Raw genomic sequence first — 19,947 nt, forward strand, 5'->3', positions numbered from 1 at the left:
GTCGATATGTCAGCCCTCAGTTCAGCACTCGCCTACCGGCGTCTGCTCGAGTCGAATGCCACTCTGCGCATGCTGCGGGCCGACAACCTCGCTGTCATGGCCGGCACCCTCGACGCCCACCTGGGCAAGCCGGGCACCCGGATGAACACCGAGGACCTGCATGAGAGCATCGACGCCGACCTCGAGGAGCTGCGCGACCATTTCGACCTCTCTCTGCGCACGGCGAAGGCCTACTGCGATGACTGGCGGCGCGCCGAGATCCTCGTCCGCCGGCCGGCCACCGCCGCCCGGGGTGAGACCTACGAGCTCTCCGCCGCCGGCTTCGACGCGATCCGCATGCTCGAACAGCTGCGCACCCCACCGCAGACCGCCACCGAATCCCGGCTGGTCAGCCTCGCCCAATCCGTGCGCCAACTGGCCATCGACACCGACCCGGACAGCTCCCGCCGACTCGCCGCACTGACTGCCGAACGCGACCGCATCGACGCCGAAATCGCCCGCGTCCGCCGCGGCGACCCCCGCTCCGTCGTCCTCGACCGCAGGCGTGCGAACGAACGCGTCTCCGACATCCTCCAACAGGCACAGGGACTGCCCGCCGACTTCGCTCGCGTGCGTGCCCGCTTCGAAGAGCTCAACCAGGAGCTGCGGATCTCGATCCTCGCCGCCGAGGACTCCCAATCCCAAGTCCTCGACGAGGTCTTCCGCGGCGTCGACCTCATCGAATCCTCCGACGAGGGCCGCACCTTCTCGGCGTTCTCCGCCCTCGTGCGCGACCCCGAACAGTCCGCGTCCTTCGACGACGACATCGCAGCCATCCTCGACCGCGATTTCTCTGCCGCCCTGTCGCTGTCCACCCGCCGCTCCCTGCGCACCCTGATGCGGCAGATGAAGGACGGTTCGCACGAGGTCTCGGATATCCTCACCGAATTTGCCCGGGGTCTGCGCCGCTACGTCCACTCCCACGAATTCCAACGCGACCGTGTCATGCGCACCCTCCTCCAAGAGGGCCTCGCCGCGGCGGCGCCGGTGGCCCAAGAACTCAGACCCTACGACGAGATCGGCATCGACCTCGAACTCTCCAGCGTCTCCTTGGGCAGCGTCGGCGAAGTCATCCTGCACGACCCCGAGGAGTTCGACGCCGGAGCCGAACTCGATGAGGCCACCGAAACGGAGGTCGACTTCGCCGAACTCATCGCCGTCGCCCGCGAATCCGAGATCGACTTCGCCGAACTCACCGAGAACATCAATTCCGTCGTCACCTCCGCCCATGAGGCCTCTGTCGCCGAGGTGCTCGAGACGTTCCCCGCGACCCAGGGGCTGGCCAGCGTCGTCGGCCTGCTGTCCCTGGCCAGCACGTACGGCCACGTCGATCACGACAACCGCGAAATCCTCACCTGGACCGGCGTCGACGGCATCGCCCGCACCGCCGCGATCCGCCGCCACTACTTCACCGAAGGCATCACCCTATGAGCCCTGCCGATCACAACACCGACACACCATCCGCCGAGGAGGGGGCCGCCTCGGCGAGGGAGCCCTTCGCCTCCGCGGAGATCGTCGACGACATTCCCAGCGCCCTGTGGTCCGGGGACACCGGAACGCTGAGGGAGCGGACCCGGCGGGTGCTGCTCGAACTGCTCAAGGGTCCCTACGTCTCGGGGACGCAGAGCCCGCAGCTGTGGGCGGCCCTCGTCGCCGACGAAGGATTCGTCCGCTCCCGTCTGCACGATCTGTTCCTCGACCTCGTCATCGACCGGGTCGACGAATTCGCGTTCACTCGCAAGATCGTCACCGATGAGATCGACGCGCCGGCCGCGGTGCGCAGCGAACGGCTCACCTTCCTCGACACGGCGATGCTCCTCGTGCTGCGGCAGCTGCTGCTCGCCGCGCCGGGGGAGACGCGCGTCATCGTCGACCGCGAAGAGGTCTACGAACGACTCGCGATCTACCGCACCGGCGACGAATCGACCTTCCAACGCAACCTCAACGGTGCCTGGTCGCGGATGAGCAACCGGCTGCGCGTACTCCACAAGGCCGGCGAGGACCGGTTCGAGATCTCTCCGATGGTGAAGTTCCTCATCGACGAGGATCGGGTGCGTGAGCTCATCGCCGTCTATGAGCGCATCGCTGCGGGTGAGACCGATGCCGGTGAGGATTTCGGCGATGCTGATACGGGTGCCGGCGATGCTGGTGCTGAAGGCGATTCTGGCGGCGACGCTGAAACTGACACCGAGGAGGACGACGCGTGACCGAGGCACTCTTCCCACTCGACGCCGCGTTCGTCGCCGAGCAGGCACGGGCCCGCGGAGCGAACCGTCCCGATGTCGGCAGCCAGTGGCGACTCAGCGAGATCCAGATCGCGAACTGGGGCACCTTCGACGCCGACATCCACCGCATCCCCGTGTCTCACAAGGGCCACCTCATCACCGGACCCTCCGGTTCGGGCAAATCCTCCCTCCTCGACGGCATCGCCGCCGTGCTCACCCCGGACAAATGGCTGCGCTTCAACGTCGCCGCCCAGACCGCCGGCAGCCGCGTCGACCAGCGCAGCCTCGTCAGCTACGTCCGCGGGGCGTGGACACGGACCGCCGACACCGAAGAGGACCGCGTCGTCAGCAAGTATCTGCGGCCCCGGGCGACCTGGAGCGGAATCATCCTCCGCTACGACAACGGCACCGACCGGCCGCTGTCCTTGGCCCGGCTCTTCTTCATCAAGGGCTCCGGTACGAAGACGACGGACCTCTCCGACGCCTGCGTCCTCGAGCGCGGAGAACTCGATCTCTCCGAACTCCAGCACTATGCCCGCTCGGGACTCGAGACCCGCAAACTCAAGGCCGACCGCCCCGATGCCGTGGTCACCTCGAACGGACACCACGGGAAGTTCTATGCGCGCATGCGCAAGACCTTCGGCATGGCCGACGAATCCGCCCTCCAACTGCTGCACAAGACGCAGTCGGCCAAGAGCCTCGACAGCCTCGACCGGCTCTTCCGCGACCATATGCTCGAAACCCCGGTGACCTTCGACCTCGCCGAGACCGCCGTCGCCCAGTTCGGCGACCTCAAAGACGCCCACGACCATGTCGTCGAACTGCGTCGTCAACGCGACCACCTGCTCCAGCTGCGCGAAGCCGCCGCCCGCTTCGAATCGGCCAACGACGTCGCCGCGGAATCGATCGCGCTCAGCGACGCCCTGCTGCCGTACCAGAAACGACGCGAACTCGATATCCTCCGGACCGACCTCTCGGCACTGACCCGCCGAATCGTCGAACTCGAGGTCACTGCCGACCGGGCGCAGCGCGACTATGATGCCGCCGTCGACGAGTACGACCTGGCCCGGCGGGCCACGCTCGAACTCGGCGGGTCTGAGGCCGAACACCTCCAGCAGCGCATCGACACCGCCGAGACCGAACGCCGCGCCATCGCCGAACGCTGGGCCGGTCTGGCCCGTCAGCTCGAACAGGCCGGCATCGACGCGGCACCGACCACGGCCGCGGAGTTCGCCGAACTCCAAGCCCAGATCGCGTCCAGCCTCGACGACGACACCCAGGTGTCCGGTCCCAGCCACGCCGACCACGACCGGTTCTCCCAGGCCCGCGCCCGGGTGCGGGAGCTCGAAGGCGAGATCGAATCCCTGCGCCGCTCCGGATCGACCGTGCCGAACAACCTCATGGCGATCCGGACCGAACTCGCCGCCGGCACCGGACTGAGCGAGAAGGCCCTGCCCTTCGCCGCCGAACTCATCGAGGTCGACCCCGCAGAAGCCCGCTGGACCGGGGCGATCGAACGCGTGCTGCGCCCGATGGCGCTCACCGTCCTCGTCCGGTCCGAGAACCTCTCGGCCGTGCGCACCTGGGTCGACGCCCACCGCATTCGCGGTCGCCTCGTGTTCGAGGAGATCCCGCATTCGGTGTCGAGCCCACGCCCCGTCGGCAGTGAGAAATCCCTGGTCAACAAGGTGCACGTGTCCGACACCGGATTCGGTGACTGGGTGCGGTCCACCCTGTCCGAACGCTTCGACTTCGCGTGCGTCGACCACCCCGACGAGCTCGACGACCACCCACGCGCCGTCACCGTCAAAGGTCAGGTCAAGACCTCACGCACCCGGTATGAGAAGGACGACCGGCGGCGCATTGACGACCGCAGCCAGTGGGTCCTCGGCGACCGGGAAGCCAAACTCGAAGCGCTCATCGCCTCACTCAAGGAAGCGCAGTCCGAACTGGCCGCAGCCGAACAGATCGTCGCCGCCGCCGATGCTGAAACCGCACAGGCGCACCGTCGCCGCGGCATCCTCGCCGGCATCCGCGAACAGTCCTGGCGTGACGTCGACCGGGACGGGGCCGCCGAGAAGGTGGCGACCCTGGAGCGGCAATTGGCCGAACTCGAAGACGCCGACGGTGACCTGCAGCAGGCGATCGGCGCCGAACGCCAAGCGAAAACCGTCAAGGACACCGCTGAGAACGCGAAATCCGAAGCCGACTACGCGCTCCGCCGGGCCAATGAGGGATCGGCGGATCTGCGCTCGAACATCACCCGGATCGAGGACGACGTCAACGCCGGTCGCATTGCCGAAGTCGAGGGCCGCCTCGGCGAACAGTTGGATGATCGGTTCCGGAAGGTCCAACGCAGCATCAAGCGCGAGAACCTCGCCGAGGTGGGCCAGCAGGTCTCCCAGATTCTGCAGGAGGAGAAGGACCGCGCACAGGTCGTGGCCAGGGACGCCAGCAACGCCGTGACCCGGTTGGCGGCAGAGTTCAAAGCCGCGTGGCCGTCGGTATCGTCACAGCTGACAGCCGAGGTCGACGATCGGCGGGCGTATCTGGGGATGCTCGACGAGATCCTCGCACACGGTCTGCCCGATCATGAGAACCGGTTCCGGGAGCTGCTCCAACAGCGCTCCCGCGACCTCATCGGCGAGCTGCTCAACGAGATCCATGCCGCCCCGCGGGAGATCGATGATCGGGTCGCCCCGATCAACTCCTCCCTGCTGCGCTCGCAGTTCGACGAGGACCGGTACCTGCGGCTGAAGGTCAAGACCCGCCGGTCCGAGACCGTCAACGCCTTCATCGCCGATCTGCGCTTCGTGGCCGCGGGCAGCTGGGGCGAAGACGATATGGAGACCGCGGAGAAGAAGTACGACACCCTCGCCGAGGTGATGCGCCGATTCGCCTCCAGCGAGCACGTCGACAAGGTGTGGAGGACCCACTGCCTGGACACTCGTCTGCACGTCAGCTTCCTCGCCGAGGAGATCGATGATCACGGGCGGGCGCATGCGACCTACGATTCGGGTGCCGCAATGTCCGGCGGTCAGCAGCAGAAGCTCGTGATCTTCTGCCTGGCCGCGGCGCTGCGCTACCAATTGGCGGACCCGGACGAGGCGATCTCGAAGTACGGCACGATCATCCTCGACGAGGCCTTCGACAAGGCCGACACACGCTACACCCGGATGGCGCTCGACATCTTCATCGAATTCGGATTCCACATGGTGCTCGCGACCCCGCAGAAGCTCCTGCAGACGATCGAACCCTATGTGGGTGCGGCGACGTCGATCGAGAACCCGAGTCGGCAGAAGACCCTCACCTCGACGATGGTGTGGGACGCAACCGAGCGTGCGGACTCCGACGGCGCAGGCGATGTGAGCGAACTGGAAGGTGCCGGCGAACCGGCCAGCGCGGACGATGTCTCGAACTTTGAGGAACCGGACGCACAATGACCATGCTCTCCGTCGCCGGGGCCCGGACGAAGGCGCGCGCTCGTCTGAACTCGTCCATGGCCGCCTGGGCCGCGGAGGGCAGCGGCGTAGTGCGCCTCGAGATCGCGCTCAAGCCGCCGACGGAGAAGCAGGTGCTCACCGATCAGGCTGCCGCCGCCGAGTGGGCCGGCAGCTGGAGGGCAGTCGAGGAGACAGCCATCGGATGGGCCTCGCCGACGGCGCCGGGATCGGTCGCCGGGACTCGCTCGGGACTCGAGATCGACTGGGAAGACCGCAACTGGGCCCGGGTCGGTCGCCAACGCATTCCCCTCCGTGTGCGCCTGACCACCGCGGACGCGGTCGCTGATTTCGTCGGCGGCGAGTCCGCCCGCGACTGGCGGAGACTGCGCGACCGGGCAGCGACGATCCGCGACCGATTCGCAGCTGAGCCGGGCAGCGTCGAACAGATCGACGCCGATGACCCGGACGGTCCCGGAGCCGGCGGCACCGGTGACGACGACGCACTCGCCGCCGCGATTCGGTCCCAGGCGAAGCGGATCCTCGGGTTGACCGACGCCGCGTTCACCACCGTCCTCGACGTCGTCGACTGGCTGCGCGGCCACCGGCTCGGAACACTGCGACCGAGGCAGCTGCCCATCCGCGGAGTCGACTCCAAGTGGTTCGAGACCCACCGCAGTCTTGTCACCGCACTCCTCGGCGGAATCGGGCACGCCGACGCCGTGACCGTCCTCGACGCCGAACCGCGACTGCGTCTGCGCATCCTCGACCCGGCCCTGAGGGTCACGGCGGAGCCCGCCGCTCCGGCCACCGGCCAGGCGGCCGATATCAGCCTGGCCGGCCTCGATGACATCACCGCACCGATCTCGCAGCTCGGCCGCCTGCCCATCGCCCCGCAGTTGGTCTTCGTCTTCGAGAACCTCGAATCCGTGCTCGCCATGCCCGCCTGGCCGGCCGCCGTGGCCGTCCATGGTTCCGGCTATGCCGTCGACGGGGTGGCTCGGTTCGACTGGATTGCCGACGCCCGAGTGATCTATTGGGGTGACCTCGACTCTCACGGGTTCGCGATCCTCAATAGGCTGCGCAGCCACCTGCCGGCCGTCGAATCCGTGCTCATGGACGAAGCGAACCTGCTCGCCCACCGGGACCTGTGGGTGCCCGAACCGAAACCGAGCACCGGCACGTTCGCCCACCTCACCGGCACGGAACTGCGTGCCCTCGACCGGATCCGCGCCGAAGGCAACGTCCGGCTCGAACAGGAACGCATCCCCTGGGACACGGCACTGAACCGACTGCGGACCGCGGTCGGAAACCCGACGCCGAGCCGCCTCGGCGAAGGGGAGGGCGATCTCGGTGCGGGGACGAGACGTGGCACGGAAACGGAGCGTCTCCTCGGCGAAGGCGACGATGACGACGGATAAACCGCGCGGAGGACTGACCGCCCTGTGCATCGCGGAGTTGGTCTGCTGGGGCCTGCTCTACTACTCGCTGCCCGTCGCGGTCACCCCGATCTCAGCGGATATGGGCTGGAGCCATACGACGGTGACGGCAGCACTGACGATCGGACTCATCGTCTCGGCGCTCATGGGACCCCGCGTCGGGCGGATGCTCGACGAGCACGGGCCGCGGCTGATCATGGGCGCGGGCACGCTCATCGGCGTCATCGCGCTCGGACTCGTGGCGGTCGCCCCGAACCTCGTCGTCTTCTTCTTCGCCTGGATCCTCGCGGGCTTCGCTCAGGCTGCGACCCTCTACCCGCCGGCCTTCGCCGTCGTCACCCGCTGGTACGGGAACGAACGGACGAAGCCGCTGACGACGATCACGCTCGTCGGTGGGCTCGCCTCGACGGTGTTCGCGCCGATCATCGCCTGGCTCATCGACGTCTGCGGATGGCGGGGCACCTATGGCATCCTCGCCGGTCTGCTCGCGGTCCTGGCACTGCCGATGCATCTGCTCTTCCTCAACCGGAGATGGACCGACGAAGCGGCCGCGGACCGGGTGCGACCGAGCCGGGCCGAACTGCGGACGATCACCCGGCACCCGCGCTTCATCATCCTGCAGATCGCGGTGGCCATCGCGACCTTCACCCTCTTCGCGTTGACGATCAACATCATCCCCGTCCTCATCGAACGCGGAGCCGGGTACAGTCTCGCCGCGATCGCCCTCGGGCTCGTCGGCTTCGGTCAGGTGGCGGGACGCTTCGGCTATCCGAGCCTGGAGCGGCACACGAGTCCGCGTGCCCGCACCGTCCTGCTCTTCGCCGCCGGCGCCCTCGGGCTGTGGCTGCTGGCGCTGGTGCCGAGCCCGATCTGGATGCTCATCGGCATCGCCATGGTCACCGGGGGAGTGCGCGGCTGCATGACCCTCTTCCAGGCCACAGCCGTGTCCGACCGTTGGGGGACGAAGAACTTCGGAGCCATCAACGGCGTCTTCGTCGCCCCCATCACCGCCGGAACGGCTCTGGCCCCCGTGGCCGGGCCCGCCCTGGCCGATGTCATCGGCGGTTACGGCTGGATGTCGATGACCATGGCCGGACTGCTGACCCTGGCGACCGTGCTCTCGGCCCGGACCTGAGAGGGCCCTCCCAGCCGACCCTCGCATCGGCAAGCCGGCAGTATGGGCGCTCGAAGAGCAGATCGCGAAGGTCGGAGTTGCTCGAGCTTCAACTGCGGATTTCAATACAGCACGCGTTTCGAGTTCTGCTGCCTTCGGTTCAGGCAGATCGTTATACGGTTCGGTCGGCATCCACATGTGCAAAGTCGATTGCTGCATTCGCGGAACGTGTAAAAGAAATGGCGAATTCTTTACACGTCCTGTCGATATGGCAATCTGCCTGTCACGTCCGGACCGTCCCAGCTGCTTCGCGCTGTCACTGCTCTCACATATCCAGCCGGTGGACTCGGGGATAGACTGACGGTGCGGTCCACGCATACGCCGGGGAACGCAGACGAGCTACCTCGGCGTTCGTGTTTCAACGGAAGGAAGTCAATGCCCACCGTCGCCAGAAACATCGTCGATACCCTCGTGGCCAGCGGAGTCCAGCGCGTCTACGGCATCCCCGGAGACTCGCTCAACGGCTTCACCGATGCGCTGCGGGTCAACCCTCAGCTCGACTGGGTCCATGTCCGCCACGAGGAGGCCGCCTCCTTCGCCGCCAGCGGTGAGGCCGCACTGACCGGCCAGCTGGCCGTGTGCGCCGGCAGCTGCGGGCCCGGCAACCTCCACCTCATCAACGGTCTCTACGATGCCCAGCGGTCGCGAGTTCCCGTGTTGGCGATCGCCGCACAGATCCCCAGCGACGAGATCGGTTCGAACTACTTCCAGGAGACCCACCCGACCGAGCTGTTCCGCGAATGCAGCGTCTACGTCGAAAACGTGGCCACTGCCGAGCAGATGCCCCGGCTGCTGCGCATCGCCATGCGCGAGGCCGTCGAGAAGCGCGGCGTCGCGGTCCTCGTCATCCCCGGTGACATCGGCCTGACCGAGATCAGCGCCGCCGCCGAGGTGGTCCGGTCCTATCCCTCGCACGTGATCCCCGCCGAATCCCAGGTCGAGGCCGCCGCGAAGGCGCTCAACAAGGGCAAGAAGGTCACGATCCTCGCCGGCGCCGGCACCGAGGGCGCTCATGATGAGCTCATCGCCATCGCCGACAAGCTGCAGGCACCGATCGTCCACGCCCTGCGCGGCAAGGAATTCGTCGAGTACGACAACCCCTTCGACGTGGGCATGACAGGTCTGCTCGGCTTCTCCTCCGGCTATCACGCGCTCAAGGGCTGCGACACCCTGCTCATGCTCGGAACCGACCTGCCCTATCAGCAGTTCTATCCCGAAGACGCGACCGTCATCCAGGTCGACGTGCGCGGCTCCCAGATCGGGCGGCGCACCCCGGTCGACATCGGCCTGGTGGGGACGGTGGCCGATACCGTCGACTCACTGCTGCCTCTCATCAAGGGTCACCGCAGCAGTTCTCATCTCAAGACGATGACCAAGCACTATGCGAAGACCCGCAAGGAGCTCGACGAACTCGCCACACCGTCGAAGCGCACCATCCACCCGCAGTACCTCACCCGGCTCATCGACGAGATGGCCGATGATGATGCGGTCTTCGTCCCGGATGTGGGATCACCGGTGACCTGGGCGGCGAGGTATCTGACGATGAACGGCAAGCGCCGCCTCATCGGCTCCTTTAGCCACGGCTCCATGGCCAACGCCCTGTCCCAGAGCGTCGGAGTGCAGTCAGCGTTCGAGGACCGACAGACCATTGCGCTCGCCGGTGACGGCGGACTGTCGATGCTGCTGGGCGAACTCATCACGCTCACCCAGAACAAGCTGCCGGTGAAGACGGTCGTGTACAACAACTCCTCGCTCAACTTCGTCGAGCTCGAGATGAAGGCCGCCGGTTTCGTCACCTTCGGCACCGAGCTCAACAACCCCGACTTCTCCACCATCGCCGAGGCGGTCGGGATCAAGGGGTTCCGCGTCGAGAAGTCCAAGGACCTGCCGAAGGTGGTGCGTGAGTTCCTCGCCTACGACGGGCCCGCAGTCCTCGACGTCGTCACCGAGCGGCAGGAGCTGTCGATGCCGCCGACGATCACCGCCGACCAGGCCAAGGGCTTCGCCCTCTACGCCATCCGCACGGTGATGTCGGGCAAGGGCGATGAACTCATCGACCTCGCACGGACGAATATCCGCCAGCTCTTCTGACGCTGCGCCTGACGCCACGCCTGAGGCTGCGCCTGACGCCACGCCTGAGGCCTCTGCCGAGAAACAGGTTGAGTGCCGAGAAACGGGGGTGCACTCCCGCGTCTCGGCACTCAACCTGTTTCTCGATGAAACCGGGAGAGGTGCTGGTCAGCGGAGACTGTAAGGGGCCAGGGCCTGAGCGGTGACGAGGGCTGCGGTCATCGCCTCATGCCCCTTGTCTTCCTGCGATCCCTCGAGCCCGGCACGGTCGAGCCCCTGCTGTTCGGTGTCACAGGTGAGCACGCCGAAGCCCACGGGCTTGCCGGAGTCGATGGCCACACGGTTGAGGCCGTCGGTGGCGGCCTGGCAGACGTAGTCGAAGTGCGGAGTGCCACCGCGGATGACCACGCCGAGGGCGACGACCGCGTCGAAGTGCGGCATCAGTCGTGCCGCGGCGACCGGCAGTTCGAAGCTGCCGGGAACGCGGATGAGCGTGGCTTCGGCACCGGCCTCGGCGGCGGCGCGTTGGGCTCCGTCGACGAGTCCGTCCATGATCTGGGTGTGCCAGGAGGCAGCGACGATGGCGACGCGCAGATCGGCGGCGTCGACGGTGAGTGCGGGGGCTCCGGAATGGGCCATGGGTATGTCCTTTGCTCAAGGGCTCGGGTGAGCCTGTCGTGCGGGTTCGGAAGAGCCTGGTTCGTTCCTGACGAGAGTGCGGTGACCCCGTCGTGGTCTTCGTATGATCGGTGCCGCCAGGGCCGGCGGCTGAGCGTCAGCTGGCGACGGCCCCGGTGGATTCGGCGCTGTCGCGGGCAGTCCCCGTGACCTCGGGCAGCGTGAGCGCATGGTGCATGCGTTCGCGCTTCGTGGCCAGGTAGTGGGTGTTCTCCGGGCGGGCGGCGACCTCGAGCGAGACCACCGCCTCGACCGTGATGCCCAGCTTCTCCAGTGCTGCCGTCTTCGCCGGGTTGTTCGTCAGCAGTCGGATGCGTGTGAGACCGAGCGAACGCAGAATCGCTGCGGCGGCACGGTAGTCGCGGGCATCATCGGTGAACCCGAGGTCACGATTCGCATCCACCGTGTCTCGGCCCTGATCCTGCAGCGCATAGGCACGCAGCTTGTTGCTCAGTCCGATCCCGCGGCCCTCATGCCCGGTCAGGTAGATCACGGCCCCTCCACGGTCGGCGACGAGATCGAGCGCCCGGTCGAGCTGCTCCCCGCAGTCACACCGATGCGAACCGAAGACATCCCCGGTCAGGCACTCCGAATGCACACGCACCAAGGGCGCCGGACCGTCAGATGCAGAGTCCAACGATCCCGCGAACACGCCGAGGTGGTCGTGCCCGTCGATCGTGAACGCGCGGGCCCGCAGGCTCCCGTGCTTCGTCGGCAGCGGAACCTCCGCGGTCGTCAGCAGGGGCTCGTCTCCCGCCGGTGACTCGGCGCCGGACATCGCGGAAGTTGCAGAGGTCTCGGTGCCGGTCAGTGCGGAAGACCCCGTCGACGACGCCTCGTCGACGCCGCCTGCATCCCGGGCATCGAGGTAGGCGATGAGCTGCTCGATGGAGACCATGACGAGGTCGTTCGCATCGGCGAAGTCACGGACCGCGTCGAAGCGCATCATCGAACCGTCGTCGTGGACCACCTCGGCGATCATCGCCACCGGCTGCGCACCGGCCAGGCGCGCGAACTCGACACCCGCTTCGGTGTGGCCCGGGCGTTCGCGGACCCCGCCGTCCTTCGCGACGAGCGGGAAGATGTGACCGGGCCGCGAGATCGCTGCCGGATCGGGGATCGCTGCGGCGAGCACCCGGCCGGTCTCGGCACGTTCGGCGGCGCTGATTCCCGTGGTCACTCCCACTGCGTCGCAGCTGATCGTGTAGGCGGTGCCCTTCGGGTCCTCGTTGTCGGTGACCATCGGCGGCAGTCGCAGGGCACCGGCGCGGTCGGCGGTCATAGGAGCGCAGATGACGCCCGAGGTGTGGCGGACGAAGAAGCCGATCGTCGCGGCGTCCGCGTATTCGGCGGCCATGATGAGGTCGCCTTCGTTCTCCCTGTCCTCATCGTCGACGACGAGGATGGGACGGCCGGCGGCGACGGCGGAGATGGCCGCGTCGATCGGGTCGAGACGGCTGGCGTGAGCGACTGAATCAGTCATGATCGACTCCTTGCTGAGTGCTGTTGTGCGTCGTAGACGATGAGAAGGACAGGAGGCGGGCGGTGTACTTCGCGAGCACATCGACTTCGATGTTCACGGCCGCGCCGACCTCGAGCTCGCCGAAGGTCGTATGGGTCAGGGTGGCCGGGATGAGGCCGACCTCGACCCACGCGTTGGGGGCCGAGGGTTCGGACACGGCGGTCAGGGTCAGGGACACTCCGTTGAGGGCGATGGATCCCTTGACCGCTGTCAGCGGAGCGAGGTCGTTCGGGACCGCGATGCGCAGGGTCGACCAGTCGGGCCGGTCGATGCGGTCGATGAGTTCGCCGCGTCCGTCGACGTGGCCTTGGACGACGTGACCGTCGAAGCGCCCCGAGGCGGGTGTGCAGCGTTCCAGGTTGACCCGGTCGCCGGTGCCCAGCGTGCCGAGCCCGGTCAGACGCAGCGTCTCGCCCATCACCTCGGCGGTGAAGCGTCCCGGCTTCTGCGCAGCGGACCGTCTCGTCGAGGTCAGGCAGACGCCGTTGACGGCCAGCGATCCGCCGAGGTCGAGATCGGCGACGAGATCGCCGGCATCGATGGTGATCGCGGCCGAATCGTTCGTGTGCTCGATGGTCTCGACGGTGCCGAGTCCTTCGATGATTCCGGTGAACATGTGCCTCCGTGATGCTGAAGTCGTGGTGCTGAACAGTGAGTGTCGAGTGGGGCAGCGGTGGGCCGGCTGCGTGTCGTCAGGGGCCCGGTGGGCCTGAGACGGTCGATCCTGAACCCGTCGACCCTGCCCCTGTCGACTCTGAAACCGGCGGGGCGGATCCCGGTGGTGTCGTCTCTGTGGCGAAGTGGAGCAGGAAGTCGGGGCCGAGCGTTGAGAGGGCGGGCACCTCGGTGTCGTCGGGGACCAGTCGAAGCGCCTCGCTGAGGGTGCCGATATTGAGCCCTTCGATGCTGCGCCGGCCCGGGCCGATCAGCAGCGGCGCCTGATAGCAGAAGACCTCATCGACGACACCGGCGGCGAAGAAGGCGGCGAGGATCCGCGGCCCGCCCTCGACGAGGAGGTGGCGGACCTTCTCCTCGTGCAGTCGGTCCAGGGCTTCGCCGATGTCATGGGTGCGCAGCCGGAGGATGTCGGGGTTGAGCGCGAGGAAGGATTCGGCGGGCAGCTCGGTGTCACCGAGCACGACGGGCCGCGGCTGATTCGGCAGGGCGGTCCCGTCCGCTTCGCGGGCGTTGAGTCGCGGATCATCGGCCAGCGCCGTGCCGGTGCCGACGAGGATGGCATCGACGCGAGAGCGGATCTCATGGGCGTGCGCCCGGGACTGCGCCGAGGTGATCCATTGGCTGGTCCCGTCGGCGGCGGCAACGGCCCCGTCGAGGCTCTGCGCGATCTTCACCGTGACGAAGGGCCGGCCCTCGGACATCGCCGAGACCCACCGGGCGTTGAGAGCGCGGGAGTCCGCGCGGTGCAGTCCCGAACGCACCGTGAGTCCCGCCTCGGCGAGGATCTCACCGCCACCGGCGGCCAGCGGATTCGGGTCGGGCGCGGCGAAGACGACGGACGGGATTCCGGCGGAGCGGATCGCCTCGGTGCACGGCCCCGTCCGACCGTAGTGGGAGCAGGGTTCGAGCGTGACGAACAGCGTCGAAGCGGAGAGGTCGATGTCGAGATCGTGAGCGGTGGTGATGGCATCGACTTCGGCGTGTGGAGTGCCGGCGCCACGGTGATGGCCGGTGACGATCTGGCCGTCGTCGGTCAGGATTGCGGCGCCCACGAGCGGATTCGCCCCGCGGAATCCTTCGCGGGCCGCGTTGAGGGCCGCGGTCATCGCCGCGGATTCGAGTTCGGTGAACTCCGCTGCCTCCGTGAGCTGCGCGCCCATGAAAAAACCTCCCGAGCCTTCGCCGGGAGGGAGGATATTGCGGGTGCAACCATCAGAGCGGCCGGACGCTGACGGCGGTGCATGCGAATGCACGGCTCCACAGCGGCCGAGGCCACCATGCTCCTCCCATCCAGACTCTGACTGTCGGTTTCGGAATTTCACCGAATCAACCGCCTGCACGAATGCCAGCGGGTCGCGGACTATGACCGCCGGTACGGAATTTCACCGTCCCCGGAACATGTGAGGCCAGATTAGCACGACCATCGCCGAGGCGGATGTGGCGTCCGTCACAAGCTGACCTCCGCGTCCGGCGGCGCCGGATTTGCCGTGATGCATAACCGGGGTATATAAAGAGGTTATGGATGATGTGGATTCAGCAGAGCTCGTATCGCGTCTCGTCGTCGTCTCGTCACGTCTGACCAGGGCGTTTCGGCGAGTGATCGGCAACGAGAACTCCTTGGCCGCCCTGCGAGCGCTCGCAGTCGTCGAGCAGTATCAGCCCGTTCGCGTCGGGCATTTCGCCCAGGGGTACCTGAGTTCACAGCCCGCGGCGACGAAGCTCCTCGCCAAGCTCGAGGAGGCCGGACTCGTCGTCCGGGAGGCGAGCCCCACCGACGGGCGCGCCTCGCAGTTCTCGCTGACCGATGCCGGCCGGGAGCGGCTGGCCGAGAACCGCTCGATCATGATCGATCAGATGCAGCCGTACTTCGAATCGCTCAGCGTCGAGGAGCGGCAGAGCGTCGATCGGGCGCTCGGGCTGGTCTCGGACTTCCTCAAAGATCGGCATCCGGTCGACAGTGTCGACGAATCCGCGGAAGCACCGGAGTCGGACGCGAACGTGGACTAGGCGACGAATCCACTACGGGTCTCACCCGTGGTCTCACAACAGAAGGCACCACACGAAAGGGGACGCGACCAGCAGATGAGAGCGTCAGCAGACAACGAAGCCACAGGAGACGAAACACCCGGCGACACCGGGGCGGGAGCGTCCATCCTCCATCAGCCACGTGCCGTCTGGGCAGTTGCGTTCGCCGCCGTCATCGCCTTCATGGGCATCGGTCTGGTCGACCCGATCCTGCCGGCCATCTCGGCTGAACTCGATGCCTCTCCCGCCCAGTCGATGCTGCTGTTCACCAGCTACCTGTTCATCACCGGCGGCATGATGTTCTTCACGAGCTTCCTGTCCTCGCGCATCGGCGCGAAGACCACGCTGCTCGTCGGGCTCGTCCTTATCGTCGTATTCGCCGCGCTCGCGGGATTCTCCGGTTCCGTCGACCAGATCATCGGCTTCCGCGCCGGTTGGGGTCTGGGCAATGCGCTCTTCATCTCCACCGCCCTGTCGACGATCGTCGGTGCCGCATCCGGCGGCGCGGATAGGGCGATCATCCTCTACGAGGCGGCTCTGGGCGTGGGTATCGCCACCGGCCCGCTCCTCGGCGGGCTGCTCGGCGGAATCTCGTGGCGCGGTCCGTTCTTCGGCACCGCAGTCCTCATGGCCATCGGCTTCATCGCCATCGTCGTGCTGCTGCCGGGAGGCACGAACTCGGGCGGACCGTCTGCCGAGCCGATCAGGCTCAGTGCCACATTCCGGGCGCTCGCTCGTCCGGGAGTGGCTGTGCTCGGTGTCTCCGCGCTGCTGTACAACTTCGGCTTCTTCATCCTCCTGGCCTACAGCCCCTTCCCTGTCGAAGCGGCCGCAGCAAAGATGGGCATGGAGGACTTCGGAGCCATGGGACTCGGCTACGTCTTCTTCGGCTGGGGCATCTGCGTGGCGGTCACCTCGGTGTTTGCGGCTCCGCAGCTGACCAAGCGGATGGGGCGCCGCCGCAGCCTCATCGTCACCCTCGTCGCGCTCGCTGTGCTGCTGGGTGTCATGTCGTTCCTCGTCGACTCGTTCGTCGGCATCATCATCTGCATCATCGTCGCGGGCATGTTCCTCGGCGTGCTCAACACGGTCTTCACGGAATCGGCGATGGAGGTCAGCGACCTGCCCCGCCCGGTGGCTTCGGGCACCTACTCGGGTGTGCGCTTCGTCGGCGGTGCCGTGGCGCCGATCGTCGCCGGAGCCGTGTCCGAGTCGATCGGGGCCGGTTCTCCGTACCTCTTCGGAGCCGGAGCCGTGCTGCTGTCGGTCGTCGTCATCTCGGTGGGCTGGAAGACGCTGCGTCGCGTCGACGGCCATATCGACGAAGCTCCGGTCGACGAAGCATACGCTCTGACCGGGGGCGATGCCTGAGGCATCGAGACATTCCCAGCGGCGCCCGAAGGACAGATCCTCGGGCGCCGCTGCTGTCTTCGAAGGTTCGCGTTCGGGATGCCGCTGCTGTCGTCGAGGCAGGGCCGTTGGGCGAACGAAGAGGCGTGTTGCAGATCTGAAACCGTGGGAAATAGGGGCAGAGGCGGACTTTGGTGCACAATTGGAGCTGCTGATCCTGAACAATCCTCTAAATACGAAGGTCATGATGTCCTACGACGCGAATGCAGCATACAACTCAGGTTCCGGGGTCCCCGGTCAGGGAATGCCGGGCGCCGGAATGCCCGGTGAGCAGGGCTTCGGCGGAGCGCCGCGCGGTGCCGCCCACCCCGATGACCTCTCCCTCCCGCTCTACGGCGCCTCCTTCGGCCAGGCCGTCAAGCGCTTCTTCAAGAACTACGTGAAGTTCAACGGCCGGGCCTCGCGCAGCGAGTTCTGGTTCGCGTCTCTGTTCACCGGTCTCGGTGCTCTGATTCCGTATATCTTGCTGATCATCGGGGTGGTCATGATGTCGGTTTCGGCATCGGCGGATCCGTATGGGTTCTCCGGGCCGTCCGGGGCCAGCCTGGCTCTGATGGGGATCGGTGGAACGCTCATGGGGCTTTTCGTCCTGGCTACTCTGGTACCGCAGATCGCCATCTCCTGGCGCCGGCTTCATGATGCGAACTACTCAGGTCTGCTGTACCTTCTGTCCTTGACGGGCATCGGCAGCATCGTCCTCATCGTGCTCTACATCATGCCTTCGAAGCCCGAGGGACAGCGCTACGACGCCTGAGTCGCACTCCGGCAATCACGTCTCGCTGAGGACATGTCGTTCAGCTGCGGGACCATCACGCCCCGCCGGCGCCATCTCGCACCGTTGCACCGGTATGAGATGACGTCGGCGGGGCGTTGTGCCGCCTGCGAGAGGCGGTGACGCTCGCGGGTGACTACCGGGGGCGGACGGTCCGGACGAACGACACGACCATCGCGACGAAGACGATCGCCCACACGACGAAGCCGATCCAGAACCAGTGCTGACCGATCCACTCGATCGCGGGCAACCGATCCGAGCGGCCCAGGAACATGCTCGCCACCGCGTACATGCCCAGGGGGAAGACCATGCTCCACAGACCCGCCGAGTAGCTCATCGGCACCCGGTGGATGAGGTGCCGCCACGCTCCGGCCAGAACGAGAGCCGGGATGAGCCAGGTGGCGAAGGCCCACAGCAGCGTCGACGATCCGCCGACGACCATGCGTGTGGCATCAAGGATCGGCGAGGCCTCGAGTTCGAGGATCCGCGATCCCGCAACGATCGTGATCGCCAAGGCCCCCATCGTCACCCAGTACGGGGCGTCGAGGTCTTCAGGCCCGAATCGATGCCGCAGAACCCTGACGAAGATCGACACCGAGCAGACGACATAGAGCGCCAATCCCACGGCCCACATCACCACAGCGACCAGGGTGAGGAAGACGACGAAGCCCGCAGAGGAGAACTCGGTGTTCGCGGTTTCGATCGCCAGGCTCGAGGCGACGACGGCCACGGACTGAGACGCCACCACCCAGACCAGCCAGGTGCCGTTGACTTCCTTGGACACCGGGTGGATGTTCGAGCCGAGGATCGCAGTGAACGGAATTCCGTACCCGAGGATCAGCCACAAGAGGGCGCCGATGCCGAAGAGCACCAGCGCCGGTTGCACCACCCCGAGCCCGATCAGCGCTGTGGCCAGGACATTCGTGCCCGCCACAGCAGTGAAGAACCCGAAGGCGCGACTGGGATTGTGAAGGTCGGCACGCAGGTCATCCCGGTAGCGGACCACCCGAATGAGGGATAGGGCGATGAAGAACAGGTAGAGGACGACAGCCAGCCAGAACAGGACGACGCTGAGCAGGTGCAGCCCCTTGAGCTGAGCGCCGACCGCGACGATGCCGGTGGCCATCACCGAGGCGAAGCATCCGGGTGCGAGCGTCGACGGGCTCAGGCCCCAGGCCCTGTGCAGCTGCGTGAGACCGCGATCCGCCGTGCTCATCCGCTCCTCGTCCTCATGTGCGTATTCGTTCCCATCTGCGTATTCGTTCCTTTCAACCTTAGTACTCCGCATCGTGCCGCAGCTGCACAGGAGACGTTGCGGACTCCGAATCGCGCCCGCAGGCGGAGGCGATGGTGTGCGATTGCCGACAATCGCCTTTTTCTGAGCCCGTATTCGTGAGACGATCCGCTAGAGTTACCTATGAGTAACCTGAAGTCTGTCGGCCCCTCCTTATGCCGCCGTTCCCCTCCGGTGGCGTAGTCTGCAGTCACATAAGCGGCGCGTCGGCGCCCGGAGGCACTGAGGGTCGGCGCGAGGACAGACAAGCCCGCACAGACACGTGGGAACGGACGATTGGGAGCCATGGCCATGGAGAGCACCACAGAGACTCTCGCCGAGGACACGGACAGCGACGAGCAGTCGATTGCAGTGCGCAATTGGTCCCTGTCAGGCAAGCAGGGCGAGGTCTTCGACGACATCGACCTCGAGATTCCGGAGGGCGGACTCGCGATCGTCCGCGGTCCCGCCGGCAGCGGAAAAACCTCTTTCCTCCTGTCCCTCGCTGGACGGATGCGGGTCTCGGCGGGGGAGGGCCGCCTCGGCGAACTCGACATCCGCAAACGGGCCCGCGCCGTTCGCGGCCTGGTCGCGGTCGGACATGTCGAGGGTCTGACCGACCTCGAGAACGATTTCACTGTGGCCCAGCACGTCGCCGAACGCCAGATCATGCTGCAGCCTTGGTATAAGCCTTGGGTGTCGAAGTCATCGCTGCGCGAGATCATCGGCCTGTTCCGCGAGACTCTGCAGTCGGCGACGGACTTCATCGACGAACAGCCCGAAGGGACGTTCTCGACCACAGATGCGCAGCGGGCAGACTTCCTCATCGACGACGACGGAGAGGTCTTCGTCTCGGAACTGAGCGAGCTGCAGAAGTTCTTCCTCGAATTCGGCTTGGCCTGCCTGAGCCGACCGCCCGTCGTCGTCATCGATAACATCGACTACCTGCGCGAATCAGCCGACCGGGCGCGAGCCTGGGCGGGGATCCTCGTCTACCAGCAGCTGCGGAAGACTCGAGAGCCGGACAAGCCGCTCACGGTCATCGTCTCCTGCGAGGACGCCGGCGAATTCGACATCGCACAGCGATCACTCGGACCCCACGCGGAGCCGAGGGCGGTCGTCGAACTCGAGCTGCCCGTCAGCCAGAGACCCCACAGTCGATCGCGGCACTGACGATGTCCGCACCGTCGCCTGCACTCGCC

Annotated in this window: 15 protein-coding genes and 1 riboswitch; of the genes, 10 read left to right on the forward strand and 5 right to left on the reverse strand. The window is 66.6% G+C overall.

Features of this window, described 5'->3' with window-relative positions; all coding sequences use genetic code 11:
- The first annotated feature begins 6 nt into the window (after positions 1-6).
- The 6 genes from EB836_RS09430 (at position 7) to poxB (ending at position 10,408) form a co-directional block, all read left to right on the forward strand.
- Complete coding sequence (locus EB836_RS09430; RefSeq protein ID WP_135539771.1) at positions 7-1,470, forward strand: DUF3375 domain-containing protein; 1,464 nt, start codon at positions 7-9, stop codon at positions 1,468-1,470.
- Positions 1,467-2,246 carry a DUF4194 domain-containing protein gene (locus tag EB836_RS09435; protein ID WP_135539773.1) on the forward strand — a complete coding sequence of 260 codons (780 nt, stop codon included), beginning with the start codon at positions 1,467-1,469 and terminating at the stop codon, positions 2,244-2,246. Before EB836_RS09430 ends, EB836_RS09435 begins: the two co-directional genes overlap by 4 nt.
- Entirely contained in the window at positions 2,243-5,707 is a 3,465-nt protein-coding gene (locus EB836_RS09440) for an ATP-binding protein (protein ID WP_135539775.1), read from the forward strand. The genes EB836_RS09435 and EB836_RS09440 overlap by 4 nt, the downstream gene beginning before the upstream one ends.
- Positions 5,704-7,125, forward strand: a complete 1,422-nt coding sequence (locus EB836_RS09445) for a DUF3322 and DUF2220 domain-containing protein (RefSeq protein ID WP_135539776.1) — start codon at positions 5,704-5,706, stop codon at positions 7,123-7,125. The genes EB836_RS09440 and EB836_RS09445 overlap by 4 nt, the downstream gene beginning before the upstream one ends.
- Entirely contained in the window at positions 7,112-8,278 is a 1,167-nt protein-coding gene (locus EB836_RS09450) for an MFS transporter (protein WP_135539778.1), read from the forward strand. The genes EB836_RS09445 and EB836_RS09450 overlap by 14 nt, the downstream gene beginning before the upstream one ends.
- Before the next feature lie 414 nt (positions 8,279-8,692).
- Complete coding sequence (gene poxB / locus EB836_RS09455) at positions 8,693-10,408, forward strand: ubiquinone-dependent pyruvate dehydrogenase (RefSeq protein WP_135539780.1); 1,716 nt, start codon at positions 8,693-8,695, stop codon at positions 10,406-10,408.
- A 147-nt stretch (positions 10,409-10,555) separates the two neighbouring features.
- On the opposite strand, the gene ribH is transcribed toward poxB, so the two are convergent.
- The 4 genes from ribH to ribD form a co-directional block, all read right to left on the reverse strand.
- Positions 10,556-11,026 (reverse strand): 6,7-dimethyl-8-ribityllumazine synthase, encoded by a 471-nt coding sequence (ribH, locus tag EB836_RS09460; RefSeq protein ID WP_135539782.1) that lies wholly within the window; start codon positions 11,024-11,026, stop codon positions 10,556-10,558.
- 136 nt (positions 11,027-11,162) lie between these two features.
- Positions 11,163-12,548, reverse strand: coding sequence for a GTP cyclohydrolase II (ribA, locus tag EB836_RS09465; RefSeq protein WP_135539784.1), 1,386 nt, complete (start codon positions 12,546-12,548; stop codon positions 11,163-11,165).
- Positions 12,541-13,203 (reverse strand): riboflavin synthase, encoded by a 663-nt coding sequence (locus tag EB836_RS09470; RefSeq protein ID WP_135539786.1) that lies wholly within the window; start codon positions 13,201-13,203, stop codon positions 12,541-12,543. Before EB836_RS09470 ends, ribA begins: the two co-directional genes overlap by 8 nt.
- A gap of 76 nt (positions 13,204-13,279) precedes the next feature.
- On the reverse strand, positions 13,280-14,425 hold the full coding sequence (gene ribD / locus EB836_RS09475) for a bifunctional diaminohydroxyphosphoribosylaminopyrimidine deaminase/5-amino-6-(5-phosphoribosylamino)uracil reductase RibD (RefSeq protein WP_240689787.1): 1,146 nt from the start codon (positions 14,423-14,425) through the stop codon (positions 13,280-13,282).
- A 114-nt stretch (positions 14,426-14,539) separates the two neighbouring features.
- Positions 14,540-14,668, reverse strand: a riboswitch (FMN riboswitch).
- Positions 14,669-14,783: 115 nt separating this feature from the next.
- Here ribD and EB836_RS09480 point away from each other — a divergent pair.
- The 3 genes from EB836_RS09480 (at position 14,784) to EB836_RS09490 (ending at position 17,454) form a co-directional block, all read left to right on the forward strand.
- Positions 14,784-15,272, forward strand: a complete 489-nt coding sequence (locus EB836_RS09480) for a MarR family transcriptional regulator (RefSeq protein ID WP_135539788.1) — start codon at positions 14,784-14,786, stop codon at positions 15,270-15,272.
- 75 nt (positions 15,273-15,347) lie between these two features.
- Complete coding sequence (locus EB836_RS09485; protein ID WP_135539789.1) at positions 15,348-16,661, forward strand: MFS transporter; 1,314 nt, start codon at positions 15,348-15,350, stop codon at positions 16,659-16,661.
- A gap of 181 nt (positions 16,662-16,842) precedes the next feature.
- On the forward strand, positions 16,843-17,454 hold the full coding sequence (locus EB836_RS09490; RefSeq protein ID WP_167854411.1) for a DUF805 domain-containing protein: 612 nt from the start codon (positions 16,843-16,845) through the stop codon (positions 17,452-17,454).
- Between the two features lie 154 nt (positions 17,455-17,608).
- On the opposite strand, the gene EB836_RS09495 is transcribed toward EB836_RS09490, so the two are convergent.
- Positions 17,609-18,688: a tellurite resistance/C4-dicarboxylate transporter family protein gene (locus EB836_RS09495; RefSeq protein WP_135539793.1), complete on the reverse strand. Its 1,080-nt coding sequence runs from the start codon at positions 18,686-18,688 to the stop codon at positions 17,609-17,611.
- Between the two features lie 369 nt (positions 18,689-19,057).
- On the opposite strand from EB836_RS09495, the gene EB836_RS09500 reads away from it, so the two are divergent.
- Entirely contained in the window at positions 19,058-19,918 is an 861-nt protein-coding gene (locus EB836_RS09500) for an ATP-binding cassette domain-containing protein (RefSeq protein WP_135539795.1), read from the forward strand.
- The last annotated feature ends 29 nt before the right edge of the window (positions 19,919-19,947 follow it).

The organism is Brevibacterium sp. S111, assembly GCF_004745075.1.
Taxonomy (GTDB): domain Bacteria; phylum Actinomycetota; class Actinomycetes; order Actinomycetales; family Brevibacteriaceae; genus Brevibacterium.

Bases quoted from the DNA above. Each gene is read 5' to 3' on its own strand.
- EB836_RS09480 (WP_135539788.1), top strand. From the start codon at position 14,784: ATGGATGATGTGGATTCAGCAGAGCTCGTATCGCGTCTCGTCGTCGTC.
- EB836_RS09485 (WP_135539789.1), top strand. From the start codon at position 15,348: ATGAGAGCGTCAGCAGACAACGAAGCCACAGGAGACGAAACACCCGGC.
- EB836_RS09495 (WP_135539793.1), bottom strand. From the start codon at position 18,688: ATGAGCACGGCGGATCGCGGTCTCACGCAGCTGCACAGGGCCTGGGGC.
- poxB (WP_135539780.1), top strand. From the start codon at position 8,693: ATGCCCACCGTCGCCAGAAACATCGTCGATACCCTCGTGGCCAGCGGA.
- EB836_RS09500 (WP_135539795.1), top strand. From the start codon at position 19,058: ATGGAGAGCACCACAGAGACTCTCGCCGAGGACACGGACAGCGACGAG.
- ribH (WP_135539782.1), bottom strand. From the start codon at position 11,026: ATGGCCCATTCCGGAGCCCCCGCACTCACCGTCGACGCCGCCGATCTG.
- EB836_RS09445 (WP_135539776.1), top strand. From the start codon at position 5,704: ATGACCATGCTCTCCGTCGCCGGGGCCCGGACGAAGGCGCGCGCTCGT.
- ribD (WP_240689787.1), bottom strand. From the start codon at position 14,425: ATGGGCGCGCAGCTCACGGAGGCAGCGGAGTTCACCGAACTCGAATCC.
- ribA (WP_135539784.1), bottom strand. From the start codon at position 12,548: ATGACTGATTCAGTCGCTCACGCCAGCCGTCTCGACCCGATCGACGCG.
- EB836_RS09470 (WP_135539786.1), bottom strand. From the start codon at position 13,203: ATGTTCACCGGAATCATCGAAGGACTCGGCACCGTCGAGACCATCGAG.
- EB836_RS09450 (WP_135539778.1), top strand. From the start codon at position 7,112: ATGACGACGGATAAACCGCGCGGAGGACTGACCGCCCTGTGCATCGCG.
- EB836_RS09435 (WP_135539773.1), top strand. From the start codon at position 1,467: ATGAGCCCTGCCGATCACAACACCGACACACCATCCGCCGAGGAGGGG.
- EB836_RS09430 (WP_135539771.1), top strand. From the start codon at position 7: ATGTCAGCCCTCAGTTCAGCACTCGCCTACCGGCGTCTGCTCGAGTCG.